14 protein-coding genes are annotated in these 16,840 nt (G+C 35.9%); 5 read left to right on the plus strand and 9 right to left on the minus strand.

The genetic code is table 11. The features are described 5' to 3' along the window. Positions 1–257 precede the first annotated feature (257 nt). From bioD to ACIQZ6_RS01610, 4 genes are all read right to left on the minus strand, one after another. Entirely contained in the window at positions 258–869 is a 612-nt protein-coding gene (bioD, locus tag ACIQZ6_RS01595; RefSeq protein ID WP_395807528.1) for a dethiobiotin synthase, read from the minus strand. After that, positions 866–1,987: an aminotransferase class I/II-fold pyridoxal phosphate-dependent enzyme gene (locus ACIQZ6_RS01600; protein WP_395807530.1), complete on the minus strand. Its 1,122-nt coding sequence runs from the start codon at positions 1,985–1,987 to the stop codon at positions 866–868. The genes bioD and ACIQZ6_RS01600 overlap by 4 nt, the downstream gene beginning before the upstream one ends. A gap of 74 nt (positions 1,988–2,061) precedes the next feature. Then, positions 2,062–2,490 carry a hypothetical protein gene (locus tag ACIQZ6_RS01605; protein ID WP_395807531.1) on the minus strand — a complete coding sequence of 143 codons (429 nt, stop codon included), beginning with the start codon at positions 2,488–2,490 and terminating at the stop codon, positions 2,062–2,064. 73 nt (positions 2,491–2,563) lie between these two features. Continuing rightward, on the minus strand, positions 2,564–3,340 hold the full coding sequence (locus tag ACIQZ6_RS01610; RefSeq protein WP_395807533.1) for an XRE family transcriptional regulator: 777 nt from the start codon (positions 3,338–3,340) through the stop codon (positions 2,564–2,566). A 119-nt stretch (positions 3,341–3,459) separates the two neighbouring features. Between ACIQZ6_RS01610 and ACIQZ6_RS01615 the strand changes: the two genes are divergently transcribed. Beyond that, positions 3,460–3,810 (plus strand): GIY-YIG nuclease family protein, encoded by a 351-nt coding sequence (locus tag ACIQZ6_RS01615; RefSeq protein WP_395807535.1) that lies wholly within the window; start codon positions 3,460–3,462, stop codon positions 3,808–3,810. Here the strand turns inward: ACIQZ6_RS01615 and msrB are convergent, their stop codons facing one another. From msrB to ACIQZ6_RS01630, 3 genes are all read right to left on the minus strand, one after another. After that, positions 3,811–4,308, minus strand: coding sequence for a peptide-methionine (R)-S-oxide reductase MsrB (gene msrB, locus ACIQZ6_RS01620; protein WP_395807537.1), 498 nt, complete (start codon positions 4,306–4,308; stop codon positions 3,811–3,813). A 159-nt stretch (positions 4,309–4,467) separates the two neighbouring features. Next, complete coding sequence (locus ACIQZ6_RS01625; protein WP_395807539.1) at positions 4,468–7,590, minus strand: basic secretory protein-like protein; 3,123 nt, start codon at positions 7,588–7,590, stop codon at positions 4,468–4,470. Positions 7,591–7,679: 89 nt separating this feature from the next. Then, a complete protein-coding gene (locus ACIQZ6_RS01630) occupies positions 7,680–10,145 on the minus strand; it encodes a transglycosylase domain-containing protein (protein ID WP_395807541.1) in 2,466 nt (821 codons plus the stop codon). Between the two features lie 111 nt (positions 10,146–10,256). On the opposite strand from ACIQZ6_RS01630, the gene ACIQZ6_RS01635 reads away from it, so the two are divergent. Continuing rightward, entirely contained in the window at positions 10,257–11,129 is an 873-nt protein-coding gene (locus tag ACIQZ6_RS01635; RefSeq protein ID WP_395807543.1) for a polyphosphate kinase 2 family protein, read from the plus strand. Positions 11,130–11,176: 47 nt separating this feature from the next. Here ACIQZ6_RS01635 and ACIQZ6_RS01640 read toward each other — a convergent pair whose 3' ends face one another. Further along, positions 11,177–11,959, minus strand: coding sequence for an amidohydrolase (locus ACIQZ6_RS01640; RefSeq protein WP_395807545.1), 783 nt, complete (start codon positions 11,957–11,959; stop codon positions 11,177–11,179). Between the two features lie 539 nt (positions 11,960–12,498). Beyond that, positions 12,499–13,644, minus strand: coding sequence for a methionine aminotransferase (locus ACIQZ6_RS01645; RefSeq protein WP_395807719.1), 1,146 nt, complete (start codon positions 13,642–13,644; stop codon positions 12,499–12,501). A 96-nt stretch (positions 13,645–13,740) separates the two neighbouring features. Here ACIQZ6_RS01645 and ACIQZ6_RS01650 point away from each other — a divergent pair, with 96 nt between their 5' ends. From ACIQZ6_RS01650 to ACIQZ6_RS01660, 3 genes are read left to right on the plus strand one after another with little or no spacing between them, the layout of a single operon-like run. After that, positions 13,741–14,511, plus strand: coding sequence for a queuosine precursor transporter (locus tag ACIQZ6_RS01650; RefSeq protein WP_395807547.1), 771 nt, complete (start codon positions 13,741–13,743; stop codon positions 14,509–14,511). A gap of 53 nt (positions 14,512–14,564) precedes the next feature. Then, positions 14,565–15,680 (plus strand): alpha/beta hydrolase, encoded by a 1,116-nt coding sequence (locus ACIQZ6_RS01655; protein WP_395807549.1) that lies wholly within the window; start codon positions 14,565–14,567, stop codon positions 15,678–15,680. After that, positions 15,677–16,825, plus strand: a complete 1,149-nt coding sequence (locus tag ACIQZ6_RS01660) for an alpha/beta hydrolase family protein (protein WP_395807551.1) — start codon at positions 15,677–15,679, stop codon at positions 16,823–16,825. Before ACIQZ6_RS01655 ends, ACIQZ6_RS01660 begins: the two co-directional genes overlap by 4 nt. The last annotated feature ends 15 nt before the right edge of the window (positions 16,826–16,840 follow it).

The raw sequence follows: 16,840 nt of genomic DNA on the forward strand, positions 1-16,840 counted from the left end.
CGGTAATTCTGTAGCTTTGGCACCTAATACAAGTTCGGTTAAAATTCCAATTAGTTTGGTTCCTGCAAGCGTAACAGCTGCAGCGGGTGTTAAATTGATTATCAATTTGGGTGAAGCCCCGGGAGGTATTACGCCAAATCCAAATTTCAGACAATATACACTGACGATTGTTCCTTAAATAATCTAATGTAATTGCAAAAAAAAGATCGGCTATATTTAGCCGATCTTTTTTTTGCTCTATTTTCTTGAAAATGATTCTATAAATCCAATTTTAAGGCAAATTCGCTGATCGTACTTTTATTCAATGTATTGAAAAATGGTACTCTGATTATAGCTATATCTAAATACTTTGAAATGATTTCTTCTGTACTTTGATTGCTTTCTCCGCTGATAATTAAACTCCTTATTTTTATTTTTTTCATCTTAAGAAGTTCTGCAGATAATAAGGTATGGTTAATGCTACCCAAATAGTTTTTAGAAACCAGTACCACTTCAGCATCTAGCTTTTCTATCAAATCAATCATTAAAAATTTGTCATTTAATGGAACCATTAATCCTCCAGCACCTTCAATGATCAGTTGATTTTCTGTTTGAGGTAAATTGATCTTGTCTAATTCTATTTCTATACCGTCTAATGCTGCAGATAAATGAGGTGAGAATGGCTGGGTTAAGCGATAAGCCTCTTGATGAAAAACTGATTTTTTGTTTGAAACTAGTTTTTTTACAATCATGGTATCACTAGTATCTAATTCACCTGATTGAACAGGTTTCCAGTAATCAGCCTGTAATTTTTGAACTAGAACGGCAGAAACTATGGTTTTACCAATTTCTGTTCCTATACCTGTTATGAAAATTGGTTTCTTTTTCAAAGTATTTTATTAATGGTTGTACATAGCTTATTAATTTCATCGATAGAATTATGATTATGTAGGCATATTCTAAGGCGTTCTGTACCGATTGCAACAGTTGGGCTTAATATTGCCTTGACATCAAAACCGGCTTGCTGAATTTTTATTGCAGCTTCTCTTGCTTGCGTATTTCCAGGAACTACAAGTATCTGTATTGCTGAATTGCTGGGTAATAGATTGATTGTAGCATTAATTTTTATTTTAAATTGTTTTATTCTTTCATGGATCATTATTTGATGATCATATTTTTTAAGAAAGTCATAGGCAACCTTTACAGCTAAATGACTGAGGAATGAAGATGCTGTAGTATAAATAAAAGACCTTGAAAAATTAATCAGGTAAGTACGAAGTTGTTCACTTCCTAAAATTGCGGCCCCATGTGTGCCCATACCTTTGCCAAAGGTGATAATCCGTGCAAAAACCTGGTTACATAATCCTAGTTCATGTACAAGGCCTCTGCCTGATTTTCCAAAAATTCCAGTTGCGTGAGCTTCATCAACAATCAGGGCGGCATCAAATTTCTTTGCAATTTTTGCAATTTCAGATAGGGGAGCTTCGTCGCCATCCATAGAATAGATGCTTTCAACAACAATAAATTTTCTACCCTTTGCCAATTTTAATTTTTGCTCCAGGCTTTTAAGGTCATTATGTTTGAACACAAAGCGTGTTGCATGGCTGAGTCTGATACCATCAATTATGGAAGCATGAATGTATTCATCTGATAGAATGGTATCGCCTCGTTGCGGAATGGAAGAAAATAGGCCAATATTTGCATCATATCCTGAATTGAAGAGCAGAGACTGTTCTGCCAAATGGAATTCTGCAATTTCTTTTTCAAGATCTTCGGTAAAGCGATCATTACCTGCCAGCAAGCGAGATCCACCCGAACCCATTTGATAGTTAGGATAATGCTTCAATTCAGCCTCAAACATTAACTTGAATTCTATTGAATGTGCAAATCCAAGGTAATCGTTTGAACAAAAATCTATCAGATCGTTTTCTTGTTTTAAAGTTCTTAACGAATTAGTATCAATTCGATTCTTTAAATTTTCCGAAATGAACTTATTAATGCCTTCCAAGTTTTATTTTTTGTTAAAAATAAGAAAAGCGGACTAATTAGTCCGCTTTTCTTAGGAATACAGTAAAAGATTAATTAATCTTTTTCGGGTCTATGCATTGGGCGCCTATTGTTCTGTAGGCGTTCTTTGCCTTTTGTTTTCATTTCCTCGAACGTTTTTAGTTGTTCTTCTGTCAGGATTTTATTCATTTTTTCTTTACCTTCTTCCATTAATTCCTTACGTTTTTCCATTTGGTTTTTTCGGTAGGCACTAGCGGCTTTCTGCAATTTCTCCATTTTATTGGCACGTTCCAGTTGAAGTGCATATACTTTTTCTTTCTGCTCAGGAGTTAAATTTAATTTTTTTTCAAGGGCATTAGCACTCATTTTTGCACGTTCCTCAGCAGATTTCATCTCACGATGTGCTTGTACCGCTTTATCTCCTTTTCTTAGTGGTGCATCTTGTGAATAACTAGCGCCTATTAATCCAATTAATAAACCTGCAGTGATCATTATTTTTTTCATATCTATTTGGGTTGGTATATATAGATAGATGATTTTAAATCAAAAAGGTTTAAATCCCAATTGTTAAAAAGTATTAAGATTTATTTCTGTCGAGATTGGAGATTGATTTCTGCATCTGTGATACCATAGTTGTAAGCGTTTCTAAGGTAGGTTCAGGTGCTGGGTCAGGAAAATCTGTGCTGATATATGCTTTTGCTTTCCATATCTCTAAAACATCTTCTCCGGCAATGGTATAGGGCTCATAAACCGGATTATCTGAGATTAGCTTTAATACCTTATTTTCCTTGAATTTATTGCCAACCCTTTTATAAACAATCCCATCACTTTTACTGATTACTACATAGGTGTCGCCGGCTTTAAGTTCATTCCAGTTTGTGAGATATTCTCCTACTACCACGGTCCCGGATTGAAGTGGTAACATAGAATCACCTTTGATTTCAAATGCACGATAGGTTCCTTGACGAAACATGGGTAAATGAAATTTAGGAAGTTCAGAAATGTATTCGGGATCTCCATATCCATTCAGATAACCTGCACTTGCTTTTACAGGAACCAGTTCAATGTTTTCTCTATCTTGACTATCAACTGAAATACTGAGTACCCGGATGTTTGCCGGATCGCCCTTTGGTCTTGGTTTCCACTTATCGTCAATGCGATCATTGATCAATTCGTCCATGGAAAGCTCGTAAAATTCTGCGAATTTTTTAAGCAATTCATATTTAGGTTCTGCACGGTCCTCTTCATATGCTCCAACTAGAGAGCGTTTAATATCAAGAGTATCTGCGAATTGTTGTTGAGTAAGCCCTTTTTTCTTACGTAGGTACTTCAGATTAGAAGAAATATTTGCCATTTGAAAAATAAATTTGTGAATACTAAAATTATTAGTAAATTTATGCTCATAAAATTAGCAATTATTCTTGAAACTAAAAATTTAATTTTTAATATATGCCGATCCTAATTAAACCAGCTATGAAACCTAAAAAATTCGTTTATTTAGTTACTGACCGTAACCGTACCTGTATCCATGTAGGGATGAGTACTGACCTGATGAAAACCATGAGTTTTTACAGACAGATGCCTAATTTATTTTTTGATGCTGGGCAGCAATTAACCAGACTCGTTTATTTTGAAGAATTAAGCTCTGAAGCAGCTGCCCTAGAACGCTTTAATTTAATAAACAAATTTGCGCGAATTCAAAAGGATAGACTAATCAGATCAGTAAATCCTGATTGGATTGATTTGACTATCGGTTTAGATTTTGAACAGGTATTAGTTTCTGGAATTCAACCGATGCGTGCTTCTTTCAGCAGTTTATCCTGATTATTTTTTTATAAATTTCAGGGCTGCTGAGTTCATACAATAGCGTTTGCCGCCTTTATCTTTTGGTCCATCATCAAATACATGGCCCAGGTGCAATCCGGTTTTAGTTTCGATTACCTCATCGCGGATCATTCCGTGGCTGTTATCTGTAACTACGGTGATTACACCAGCTTTAATTGCTTTGGTAAAGCTAGGCCAGCCACTACCTGATTCATATTTGTCATCCGAGCTGAATAAAGGTTCACCTGTAGCTGCGCTTACGTAAATTCCTTTTTGATGATTATTATTATATGGATTTTTAAAAGGAGGTTCAGTGCCTCTATTTACCATGATTTCAAAAGAAAGAGGATTCAAAATCTTTCTCCATTCAGCTTCTGATTTTTGATTCGGGAAACTTAAGGCTTTATTGTTTTCTTCTTTGATTTTAGATTTGTTTTGACCACAACTGTTGGTCGAAAACATCAATACTATTGCGGCAATACTTACTATTATTTTCATGGTGTTGTTTTTGTGTACTTGAAATATATTACAATTGTATATTTCGGAGTCATGATTTTAATTTATAAATCAGTTTAATGACTTACAACTATGTTTAGACAATGTTTTTTTTCTGTATTTGAATAATAAATAAAGCGATCCTGTGATCGCTATATTTATTTACCATCCGGGTGCTAAGGTTAGCCCAAATATTCCGAGGTTAACATCTTTTCTTTGGAAAGGTATAGCATAATACGGTTCAAGAACAAAATAGCCGAATACATTCACTCTTAAGGATACACCCGCACTCATGGCAGGTATACGTTCAAGGTATCCTCTAGCGCCGCCAACTAATCGTGGCTCAGATCTGAAGGCAACTTTTGAATTATTATCATATGCTAAGCCCATATCAAAAAATAGGTTCAGATCAGAGAATAAGAATTTAGATTCAATTGCAGCTAACTTTTTTGGACCAGTAAATGGAAGACGTAATTCAAAATTTGCAACAGCAATTCTGGAACCTACTAACTGATTAATATCAAATCCATCAGTAGTTGCAGAACCATTCCTATAAAAAGAATTTGCCTCATAACCACGTATTAAATATCCATAGCCAGCATACATTTGATAAAGTCTACTCTCATCACGTCCAAATCGGGTGTAGGTATATAGCCTGGCTGCGATAGTCAGTGGTTTAACCCGTACATACCTTCTGCCGTCAACAGTAAGTGCATTTAGCTTAAAATCGCCCTGATAGTTTTCTAATCCTATTCGGTAACGGAATCCGGCAAGGGGCGAGGTAATGCCTGAAAAGGTATTGTCGCCTACAAACGCCGCATTTAGCTGTATCGTAGTAAATGGGTTAAAGTATACTCCATAGGTTTGAAAGGCTTCATCATTTGAAAGCTTTTCACGATCAGTACCAATCTGATAGCCTTGGGCATAATCATAATAGTTATTGTAACGGTCTATTCGGTAACTGTAGCGAGAAATGCCACTTCCAGCTTCAAAGCGATGGTTTTTTGAAAATGGATAGGATCCAAAAACAGAAAATTGATCTTCAAAGGTGCGGATGATATCGTATCGTTCAATGTAGGTTTGTCCGATTCCAGCAATATTTTCAATTGCAGCAGAAAACTGACCTGATACATACGGTATATGTGATCCTACCACACCCCAATTAATCCTACTTTGCTGATTGACATAGGCTACCTGACCTCCAAAGTCATAGATTTCACCATTTACAGCTGCCGTAGCAAATATTTGATTTCTTCCAAGAATATCACTAAAAACGCCTTGAATACCACTAGATAGTCCAGTTCCAAATCGTCCAACCGAAGCGCCAACTCCATTACTTGATAGATAATCTAGCTTGAATTTAGGCTGATAAGCAATTGTACGAATTGAATCTTTTGGAACTCTTTCAAATCTTTCAAAGTTATCTAGATTGGCATTTACAATATTTACACCAACTGATTTAGAAGGGGGCAGTTCAGCAGCATCAAAATTGATGTCATTATTGCCAACCGTTTCAGGCTTAAAATCAGATGCTTTGGCATTATATATGGTATATTTTTGTGCTCTGTAATATGAGTATAAGATGTCGTCCTTATTGGATACACTTAAGGCCGGAGAAAATTCAGTGATCCCGCTTATTCCTGTAAAATAATCAGTTAGCTGCTGAACACTTTGTTTTTCTAAAGAATACTTATATAAATTTCTGAAGCCATCTCTGTTTGACAGGAAATAAATGCTTTTGTTATCTCCAGAATATTGAGGATTCAGGTTGTTAGCGCCATCGAATACTTGAATATTGGTAATTTTTTTACTAACTACATCAATAACAGCCATATTTAGTGTGATATCTACACTGGTAGATGACTGGTCATAAGTTTTGCGGTCGGTACTGAATACTATTGATTTACCGTCTCGTGAATAACTTGGATGATAGTCTGAATATTTGTCATTGGTAAGCTGAGTGAGTAATTTAGTGCGTAGGTTAAATTGGTAGAGGTCATTTTGGCCTTCCTTTAATCCCGAAAACGCTATATCATTTCCATTTGGAGACCAGGTAATGTTACTAAACTCTTCAACTTTTCCCATGTCCTCGGTAGCTATAACTTTCCCGTTTGATACATCAATGATCATCAGTTTATTTACCCCTGCGCTAAATATACTGAAAGCAAATTTTCGACTATCTGGCGACCATGCACCTGCAGATTCAATAAAATTGTATTCATCGATGTCTCCGCTCTTGGCTTTACTTGATAATTTCCTGATAACTTTTCCAGTTCGCGCATCGGCAAGGAATAGGTCAATACTCAGCAGATCACGTTCTGACAGAAATGCAATATAATTACCATCAGGAGAAATTGCAGGCGCAACATTGTAGTTTGTCCCACCATTCTTTTCGTCGATGATTTTTTTTCCAATCGGTACCTGTGCAGTATCTTTTAGATAGGGCCGATACGTATTTTCTATACTTGTTTTCCAAAGGCTTGATAAAGTACGGTCATCGTAACCAAACGTACGTCGAATAGCCATTTGATAGCCGTATTTTGCAGTCTCTTTAAAGAATGGAACAATCACGGTATCACCATAGGTTGAGCCTATATACGACCAGAAAGCTTGCCCATAACGATATGGGAAGTATTTATTTGATTCGGTCAAATCCTTTAAGGTAGGTATGTCTTTATTCAAGAATGCATCACGCATCCACATGGAGGTATAAGCATCCTGCTTGCCAACTGAAAGGTATTCAGCCATACCTTCAACCATCCATAAAGGCAAGTTTGCAATATTTTCCAGATTTGTTGAATCGCCTTCAATTAATGAATGATACTGAAAAGCATGTACCAATTCGTGGCCTAATACGTGTCTTGTTTGATGGTTTACCTGTGAAATAGGCATGATAACCCTATTTTTTAAGCCTTCTGTCACACCCCCAGTTCCTACGCCAACCTCACCACTAAGTGCCGTAGTTTGTTGGAAATCTGGATGGTTTGAGTAAAGTATAAATGGGTTTTTCTTTAAGAACGTATCTCTGAAAACCTGCTGATGTAATTCATACCAAACCTCGGCTTCTTTTGCAAAGCGTTGAACAAGGCTATCATTCTTTAGGTAATAATAGAGGTCGAAGTGCGGAGTTTCATAAACCTTGAATTTTAGGTTTTTGTATCTAACCTTGTTTTGGCCAAAATATTGAGCCTGAACATCGATGCTATTACCAATAAGTGTAAAAAGTAATAAGATGAATACCAGCCAAAATTTTGGCTTATTTGGGGCAACTGAATGGTCTCTCATTGATATCTTGAAATGATCTAAACTAAATTACGTAAAAATATTGATTTTGATTTTTGAGGGATTATAAAAAATATCAATGAATTGTAAATTCAATTAACAGGGCTTGGTTTATTTTGTTTGCGTTCATCTCTGATTTCTTTTCGCGTTTTTTGAACTTCTACTGGAGGTTCTGTTTTTGGATTTACAGGAGCTTTATTATCTGCGGGTAAATTGCTTTTATTTTCTTGAATTTTAGGACTTATTGTTTGACGAGCATTAAAATTAGAACGTTCTATGGTGTCAGAAACTTCGTCAGGAATGTACAATGAATCTGTCAATAAAGAGTCAATACTTGTCGTATCTGAACTATATCTTGGAGTTTCACATTGATATTCTCGTGTTATCTTAACACCGGGTTTTGGAAATGGCCCTTGTGTAATTCCCAGAGATTTATCTTTATAAACCTTTTCCATAAATTTGCCAAAGATTGGCAATGCGGTTCTAGAACCTTCACCAGTTTGTGAAGTTTTGAAGTGAACACTTCGTTCATCGCAGCCCACCCAAACACCAGTAACCAGATCTTTTGTTACGCCCATATACCAACCATCCACATAATCAGATGATGTTCCGGTTTTACCGCCTATCTGGTTATTGTTTTTCCAAAGATCCCATTCCCATAGCGCTTGCGAAGTACCCTCAGGTTCTTCCATACCGCCACGAAGCATGTAAATCATCAGCCAGGCTATTTCTTCACTGAGTGTTCTCTTTTGTTCCGATTTAAATTTCTCAATCAGGTTTCCATCTAAATCCAATATCTTTTCAACTAGAATAGGCTCCGATCTAATTCCTTTATTCAAAAAGGTTCCATAAGCTTTTACCATTTCAAAAACACTGACATCATTCGGTCCTAAACTAACCGATGGAACTGCTTTTAAATCACTTTCAATGCCACATTCATGTGCATATTTTACTACGTTTTTAGCACCTACTTTTTCAGTTATCTGTGCAGTAATAGAATTTACCGATTTGCCCATAGCCCATCGCATAGACATTTCTCTTCCCGAAAAGCTATAACTGGAGTTTTTAGGCTCCCAGTATTCAGTTTTCCCTTTTAAGGTATATGGAATGCGTACTGCTTGATCAATAAATTTATCACAAGGGTTCATGCCTGCCTGAATGGCTGCCAGATAGGCAAAAGGCTTAAAAGTTGATCCTGCCTGTCTTTTTGCCTGATTAACATGATCATAATTAAAATAATTATGATTTATTCCTCCAATCCAAACCTTAATATGCCCATTGAATGGATCAAGGGTCATCATTCCAGTGTTCAGAATCTTTGCATAATATTTTATGGAATCTATGGTAGAATATAAAACTTCCTTTTCACCATTCCAGCTAAAAATTTTCATTTTCTTAGGCCGGTTAAGATAATAGTCTATAGAATCGCGATTGCCATCAAAGCGTTTTTTCAGGAATTCATAATAAGGAAGTCGCTGGGCAGCTTTTTCAGGAAAATCAAGAATTTCATTTCCATCTGTTGTTCTCCATGGATTTTCATTTCCCCATACATTTTCAAATCGTTTTTGTAAGATCTTCATCTGGCTGGTCACTGCCTCTTCAGCATATTGCTGCATTCGGGAATCAATAGTAGTATAAATTTTTAATCCATCAGCATACAGGTCATAGCCATTGTCTTCACACCATTTTTCCAGGTATCGTGAAACAGCTGACCTGAGGTAAGAACCACCATCGCTGCCTTCATCAAGACTTCCTGGATTTAATTTAAGTGGCCTCTGACTGTATTTTTTAAATTCCTTTTCGGTCAAGTAATCATATTTCTGCATTTGAGATAATACAGTATTTCGTCGTTCAAGTGATTTTTCTGGATTTCGGATCGGATTATACGTGGTGGTTGCTTTTAACATTCCAACCAGCATAGCAGCCTCTTCAACCTGAAGCTTATGAACATTTTTATTGAAATATCTTTTCGAGGCTGTTTTTATACCGAATGTATTATTACCAAATGGCACCGTATTAAGATAGAGGGTAAGAATTTCTTTTTTTGAATAGTAATTCTCTAATTTATAGGCAGTTACCCATTCTTTTAATTTAAAAACTACTGTTCGTACTAATGGAATATATTTGATTAGGCCCTGCGATTTTCTATTTCTGGTACTATATAGATTTTTAGCAAGTTGTTGTGTGATGGTACTCGCTCCGCGTTTGTCTCCGCTGGCAGTTGAAACGATACTGGATAGGAGTGATCGGATGTCTATGCCACTATGCTCATAAAATCGTACATCTTCTGTGGCAACAAGAGCATCAATTATGGCAGGAGAAATACTATCGTATTCAACAGGGGTTCTATTTTCTTTATAATATTTTCCAATGAGCTTGCCATCCGCGGTGAATAGCTCGGAAACTACGTTAATAGTAGGAGTTTTTATATCCTTTATGGTTGGAGAATAACCAAATAGCCATAGAAAATTTAGTTCAAGGGCACAAAAAAAGAGTACAATAAAGTATAAAGCTATAATAGCATAGCGAAAACGCTTATTTTTAATTCTTCTGAACATACAGTAAAGATGAGGAAATCATGATTAATATGGTGTAAATTTCTGTGATTTTTGAATTGCCTAGTTTTTAGTGCAATGAACCTGCCAAAATCAATAAATAGTTAATTTTTTATGGATGATTTAATTAAAAAATTCAAAATAAGTCCTAAAACTTATTTTAGTGTTAAAGACCATGATCCTGAATTTACAGGCAAGTTCACTACTAATGAAGCAGCTGAATTACTAAATGAGCTAAGTGCTGAAATGAGTAAATTACAGGAACAGATGTATGCTCAAAATAAACACTCACTTCTTATTATTTTTCAGGCAATGGATGCAGCTGGAAAAGACAGCGCTATAAAATACACGATGAGTGGTTTAAATCCGCAGGGCTGTCAGGTTTATAGCTTCAAACAACCTAGCCCAGAAGAGCTTGATCATGATTTTATATGGAGACATTATAAGGCTTTGCCTGAGCGCGGAAGAATTGGAATACATAATCGTTCGCATTATGAAAATGTTTTGGTCTGTAAAGTTCATCCTGAATTTAGTTTAAATGATGAATATGTAGCTAAAGAATCTATTGGTGCTGATTTCTGGAAAGAACGGTATGAGAGTATTCGTAATTTTGAAAAACATATTTCCATTAATGGCACGGTGATTATTAAGTTTTTTCTAAATATTTCTAAAAAGGAACAAAAGAAGCGATTTTTAGAAAGAATAGATCAGCCAAGTAAGAACTGGAAGTTTTCATCTGCCGATATTGATGAACGTGCTTTATGGGATGATTACATGAGAGCATATGAAGATGCAATAAATGCAACTAGTAAAAACCATGCTCCATGGTATATTATCCCTGCAGATAAAAAATGGTTTACCAGAATTGCCATCAGTAAGATCATTATTGATACGTTTAAATCAATGCAATTGCAATTACCTGAACTTTCTGATCTTGAAAAATTAAAACTTGAAGATTGCAGGAATAGGCTCTTAAATGAGAAATAAACATGAAAATTTTATGTAAAACGATTTTACGAGTTACAGAATCTGAGTTATTGATCAGTTACTGTAAATGAATCGCCATCTTTAAGAAATGGAAGAGAAGCGCGGGCTTCTGTTACCTCTTTTTTATTGATTGAAAAAGTATACAAGTCTTCATCATTGGGTTTATAATAAATTACTTTCCCATTTGGATCTATGCACATAGAATCACCGGAATGATAAACCTCATTTCCGTCATGACCCACCCGGTTTACAGCAACTACAAAAGCCTGATTTTCTATGGCCCTTGCCGGGACAAGTGTACGCCAGTGTAATGAACGAATTTCGGGCCAATTGGCAACGATCAATAACATGTCGTATTCCTGATTTGTATTTCTAAGCCAAATAGGAAAACGAAGGTCATAACAGATTGCCGGACAAATTTTCCAGCCTTTAAGTTCTACGAAAAGCTTTTTAGAACCTGCTGTATAGTGCTTATCTTCTTCTCCTAAGCCAAAAAGATGCCTTTTATCATAGTATTCATAGGTTCCGCTTGGACGCATCCAAATCAGTCGATTATAACACTTATTTTTTTCTTTGATGATGATACTTCCGGTAATTACACATTTATATTTTTTTGCCTGCTCAACCATCCATTTCATGGTTTTACCGTTCATCTTTTCGGCAAGATTTTCCGAATCCATAGAAAAACCCGTACTAAACATTTCAGGAAGAACAATAAGATCAGTAGTCTCACGAATTGATCCAAGTCTTAAAGTCAGATACTGAAGGTTCTTGTCAATGTTTTCCCAAAATAGGTAAGTCTGAAAGGTGGTTATTTTTAGTACACTCATTCGATTTTATTCTACGTGATCAATAAAAAAATACTTTTAAACTTATATTTTGGAATTTATATAAATATAAAAAATTGTTTACGAGGTGCAATATTTATAAGTTCTTTACACCAAAAACTACTTATTTAAACGATTCAAATAGCTATTTTTTCCAATTTGCCAAAAATAACGGGCTTTAAAATAGCATTAGCTAATTCTATTAAAACTTTAATTACATGAATATCAGTTGTTTTAGATGAAAGTATAGCGTAAGGCTATCTTAGAATTGTCCAATTTTTTAATTGTGAACACAAAAGGGTATAAAATCTTACTAACTGCTTGAAAGGTGAGAGGATACAAGACTGAGTTTTTAAATATGAACTAGTCTTTAGAAATAATTCATTTTTTAATAGCCTATCGGTATGATTTGATAAAATTTAGTATTTGATTATTCTTTAACTCAAATTCTAAAGGTTCTTGTCAATGTTTTAAAAAAAAACTAATAAAAAAAGGGTGTAATTTTTTCAGGTATTCAACACTGATAATTAAGCATGTTAATTTTAAACTTTAATTAAATATTCAACGGCTTTTTCAAGTGTTTCTTTCTTTTTTGCAAAACAAAAGCGAAGTACATGATAGTCTGTTCCTTTTGAATAAAATGCCGAGACCGGTATTCCTGCAACTCCGAATTCCTTTATTATCCTTATGGCTAAATCAGTATCTTTTTCATCGCTGATCCTACTATATTGTACAGATTGAAAATAAGAACCATTACATGTTAAAACGTCGAAACGTGTTTCTTTCATTAAAGCACTAAAAAAATCTTTTTTAACCTGAAAAAAATCGCTGATTTCTAAGTAATTACGATCATTTTTTAAAAAATCTGATATTGCATACTGCACAAAAGAGTTTACGCTGAATACTTCAAACTGATGAATTTTTCGAAATTCGTTCATTAGCCACTGTGGCGCAAGGCAATAACCAACCTTCCATCCAGTTGCATGTAAAAGTTTTCCAAATGAGGCAGTAATGAAACTTCTTTCTCTTAGTTCAGGATAGCGAGATAAACTCAGATGCTGTTTCCCATCATAAATAAGGTGTTCATAAACCTCGTCACTAAGTAAAAGGATGTTGGTATCTCTAGTTAAATTAATCAAGCATTTTATATCATTCTCATCCAGAGTTCTTCCCGTAGGATTGTTTGGATAGTTTAAAATGATCATCCTGGTTTTATCATTGATCAGTTTACTTACCTCTAACCAATCAATTGAATAATTTGGAGCACTTAGTTCAACTGCCCGGATACGGCCACCAAACAGGGTTACTGTAGGGCCATAAGCATCATAAGCAGGTTCAAAAATAATGACCTCATCATCAGGTCTGATTACGCAGGCTATGGCAGCAAATAGTGCCTGTGTTCCTCCAGCGGTGATCGTTATTTCTGTATCGGGATTGTAAATAACATGGTGAAGCTTTTCTTGTTTTTCTGCAATACGTTCCCTGAGCGATAAAAGTCCGGCCATTGGTGCATATTGGTTGTAACCTGATCTCATGTAATGATCCACTAGTTTGATGAGTTCTGGAGAACATTCATAATCCGGAAAACCCTGCGATAAATTAATAGCCTGGTGTTGAACCGCAAGCTGTGACATGACTGTGAAAATTGTAGTGCCAACATCAGGCAGTTTGGATTGTATATGCATAATGAAGCTAAAATAACAAATTCTAGTATCCTGATTTACTATCTTCTATTAATATCCAGATTAAATTATTATTTTGAACAGTTATTAGATCTTAAACAAATGACTTATAAAACCAAAGAAAGTCGTCTTTTTCTTGTTCTGGGTGCTTTTTTAATAGCAAATGCTATTCTTGCAGAGTTTATTGGGGTTAAAATCTTTACAGTTGAAGGGTCATTGGGTATTCAAAAATTCGACATGAATATGTTTGGTGTTCCTGATCTTTCATTCAACATGTCTGCAGGTGTAGTAACCTGGCCATTGATATTTATTATGACAGATATCATCAATGAATATTTTGGAATCAAACAGGTTCGGTTTTTATCTATTCTGGCTGCTATCCTAATTACATATGCTTTTTTTGTGGTTGGCTTTGCTATGAATTTGGCACCTTCTGATTTCTGGGTCAATCAAACTGTTAATGGGCAAGCAATTAATATGAATAACGCTTTTAGTGCGATTTTTGGTCAAGGAATGTGGATTATCGTAGGTTCGATCATTGCATTTTTAATTGGACAGATGGTTGATGTGATAATTTTTCACCGGATTAAGAAAACTACAGGAGAGCGATTTCTTTGGCTGAGGGCTACCGGTTCAACGCTTGCTTCGCAGTTCATTGATAGCTTTGTGGTCATTTTTATTGCTTTCTATATCAATCCGCAATATAATTGGACTTGGCAAATGGTTGCAGCTATCGGTATTGTAAATTATAGCTATAAATTTGTAGTTGCCATACTGATGACACCTTTATTGTATGGGGTTCACAGTATCATTGATAAATACCTTGGAACTGAACTTTCTTCAAAACTTATAGCTGAAGCAAGGAAAGCATAGTGGTTTATACACGCTAATTATTCATTGATTATTAGATAATTTATATCACAGCTATGAAAAAATATTTTTATTTCTTTTTACCTGCATTCATTTATTTAACAGGTAATTATTCTGTTTGTGCACAAGAAGTACTTTGGAAAGAACAGGCTCCATGGGCGGGTGTTCCTGAGTATTATCAAAAATGGAATTATCCCGATTATACATTCCCAGCAGAACTTACTACATGGAAAAAAGAACGCGTTCAGGTAGCTGAAACACTGCAAAAATTATTAGGAGACATTCCACCGCGCCCAAAAAATCTGAATATTCAAACGGTTTTTAAGAAACAAATGAATGGATACATTCTTGAAAAGTTTCTGATCGATAATGGTGTAGATGGATGGATTCCAGGTTTTCTTGCCATCCCGTCAAATGTAAAGGGTAAGGTACCCCTTGTGTTAGGTTTACATGGCCATAGCAGCAGTAAAGAGAATATCATGGGTTCCAATTCATCAACAGCCCAAGATGTTTTAGCACTATTGATATCTAAAGGTTATGCCGTAATGGCAATTGACAGTTATTTTAATGGTGAACGCAAAGGTACTGGGCCTGCAGGAGAGCTTGAAACTCAATTAAAAGGAGCAGATCAAGAGGGCTCCCAGTTTAAGATCAATTTATGGTTTGGTCGTTCACTTTGGGGTATGCAGATTCGGGATGAGCAAATTGCTTTAGATTATTTGAATAGTCGTCCAGAAATTGATATGAATCGAATAGGTGTAGAAGGAATGAGCATGGGAAGTACTCGTGCATGGTGGCTTGCTGCTCTAGATTCCAGAATAAAAGTTGTGGTAGGGGTAGCCTGCTTTACGCGATATAAAGAACTCATCGAGCAACGTGAACTGAAGTCGCATGGGATCTATTATTTTGTTCCAGGCATGCTTCAGCACTTTGATACTGAGGCGGTAATGGGGCTTATTGCACCCAGACCATTTCTTGCACTAACAGGTGATAGTGATAGTGGTTCTCCACTGAGTGGGATGAAGGTCTTGGAGAAAAAGCTCGATACAGTTTATTCTTTATATAAAGAGAAGGATAAGTTTAAAAGTATTATTTATCAAAATACCGGTCATGTTTACACCGACGACATGAAGATCGAAATGCTCGATTGGTTTGAAAAATATTTGAAATGATGTCGTTATCTAAAGTATCATTATTGGCGCTTGGAGCTATCTTTTTTGGAGGAACAGTACTGGCACAGAAACTGAATCAAAAGGGAAATCCCTTGCCTGAAAAAATAGCAACCTATTTTACTCCACCGCTTGAATTTAAAGACCAATTTGGCGATTATCGTTCTCCTTTAACATTTTACAACGGAAAACAGGTAAAAAATAAACAGGACTGGGAAATTAGACGCAAAGAAATTCTAGCCAAATGGAATGGTCTAATGGGGGCATGGCCTGCATTAATTACAAATCAGAATTTTGAGATCAGAGATTCAACTCGCAAGGATGGATTTACTCAATACAAGGTCAGGTTTTACTGGCTTCCTAACCAACAGACAGATGCTTATTTGATGATACCTGACGGGCTTGGCAAAAAGCCTGCAGTGATTACTGTTTATTACGAGCCCGAAACTTCTGCTGGATTAGGAAGGGCTGATCTGCCTGATCGTAATTTTGCTTATCAGCTTGCAAAACGTGGTTTTGTGACACTTTCTTTGGGAACAACAGAAACTACAAACAATAAAACCTATTCGCTGTATTATCCAGATATAAAAAATGCCCGCGTTCAGCCTCTGTCTATGCTAGCCTATGCTGCGGCCAATGCTTGGAATGTATTAGCAAAAGTTAAGGAGGTTGATAGCAAGCGAATTGGTATCATGGGTCATTCCTATGGAGGAAAGTGGGGTATGTTTGCTTCCTGCCTTTATGAAAAATTCGCCTGTGCCGTTTGGTCTGATCCTGGAATTGTTTTTGATGAAAGTAGAGAATCAGTTAATTATTGGGAACCCTGGTATTTAGGGTATCATCCTCAACCATGGCGTAAAAGAGGAATCATAACAACACAAAACCCGGCAACAGGGCTTTACCCCAGATTAATTTCAGAACAACTAAACCTGCATGAACTGCATGCCCTAATGGCTCCAAGGCCCTTTCTGGTTTCGGGAGGCTCTGAAGACCCTGAAAAGCGCTGGGTTCCATTAAATCATAGCCTTGCAGTAAATCGCCTTCTAGGCTATGAAAATAGAGTGGCTATGACCAACCGGCCAGATCATACCCCAAATCCAGATTCAAATGAAAAAGCGTTTTTGTTTCTGGAATATTTTTTAAAATAAAGAGTTTATAAGTAG

The sequence above is a fragment of the Daejeonella sp. genome, from assembly GCF_044348475.1.
GTDB lineage: Bacteria > Bacteroidota > Bacteroidia > Sphingobacteriales > Sphingobacteriaceae > Daejeonella.

Bases quoted from the DNA above. Each gene is read 5' to 3' on its own strand.
- ACIQZ6_RS01605 (WP_395807531.1), bottom strand. From the start codon at position 2,490: ATGAAAAAAATAATGATCACTGCAGGTTTATTAATTGGATTAATAGGC.
- ACIQZ6_RS01610 (WP_395807533.1), bottom strand. From the start codon at position 3,340: ATGGCAAATATTTCTTCTAATCTGAAGTACCTACGTAAGAAAAAAGGG.
- ACIQZ6_RS01615 (WP_395807535.1), top strand. From the start codon at position 3,460: ATGAAACCTAAAAAATTCGTTTATTTAGTTACTGACCGTAACCGTACC.
- msrB (WP_395807537.1), bottom strand. From the start codon at position 4,308: ATGAAAATAATAGTAAGTATTGCCGCAATAGTATTGATGTTTTCGACC.
- ACIQZ6_RS01625 (WP_395807539.1), bottom strand. From the start codon at position 7,590: ATGAGAGACCATTCAGTTGCCCCAAATAAGCCAAAATTTTGGCTGGTA.
- ACIQZ6_RS01630 (WP_395807541.1), bottom strand. From the start codon at position 10,145: ATGTTCAGAAGAATTAAAAATAAGCGTTTTCGCTATGCTATTATAGCT.
- ACIQZ6_RS01635 (WP_395807543.1), top strand. From the start codon at position 10,257: ATGGATGATTTAATTAAAAAATTCAAAATAAGTCCTAAAACTTATTTT.
- ACIQZ6_RS01640 (WP_395807545.1), bottom strand. From the start codon at position 11,959: ATGAGTGTACTAAAAATAACCACCTTTCAGACTTACCTATTTTGGGAA.
- ACIQZ6_RS01650 (WP_395807547.1), top strand. From the start codon at position 13,741: ATGACTTATAAAACCAAAGAAAGTCGTCTTTTTCTTGTTCTGGGTGCT.
- ACIQZ6_RS01655 (WP_395807549.1), top strand. From the start codon at position 14,565: ATGAAAAAATATTTTTATTTCTTTTTACCTGCATTCATTTATTTAACA.
- ACIQZ6_RS01660 (WP_395807551.1), top strand. From the start codon at position 15,677: ATGATGTCGTTATCTAAAGTATCATTATTGGCGCTTGGAGCTATCTTT.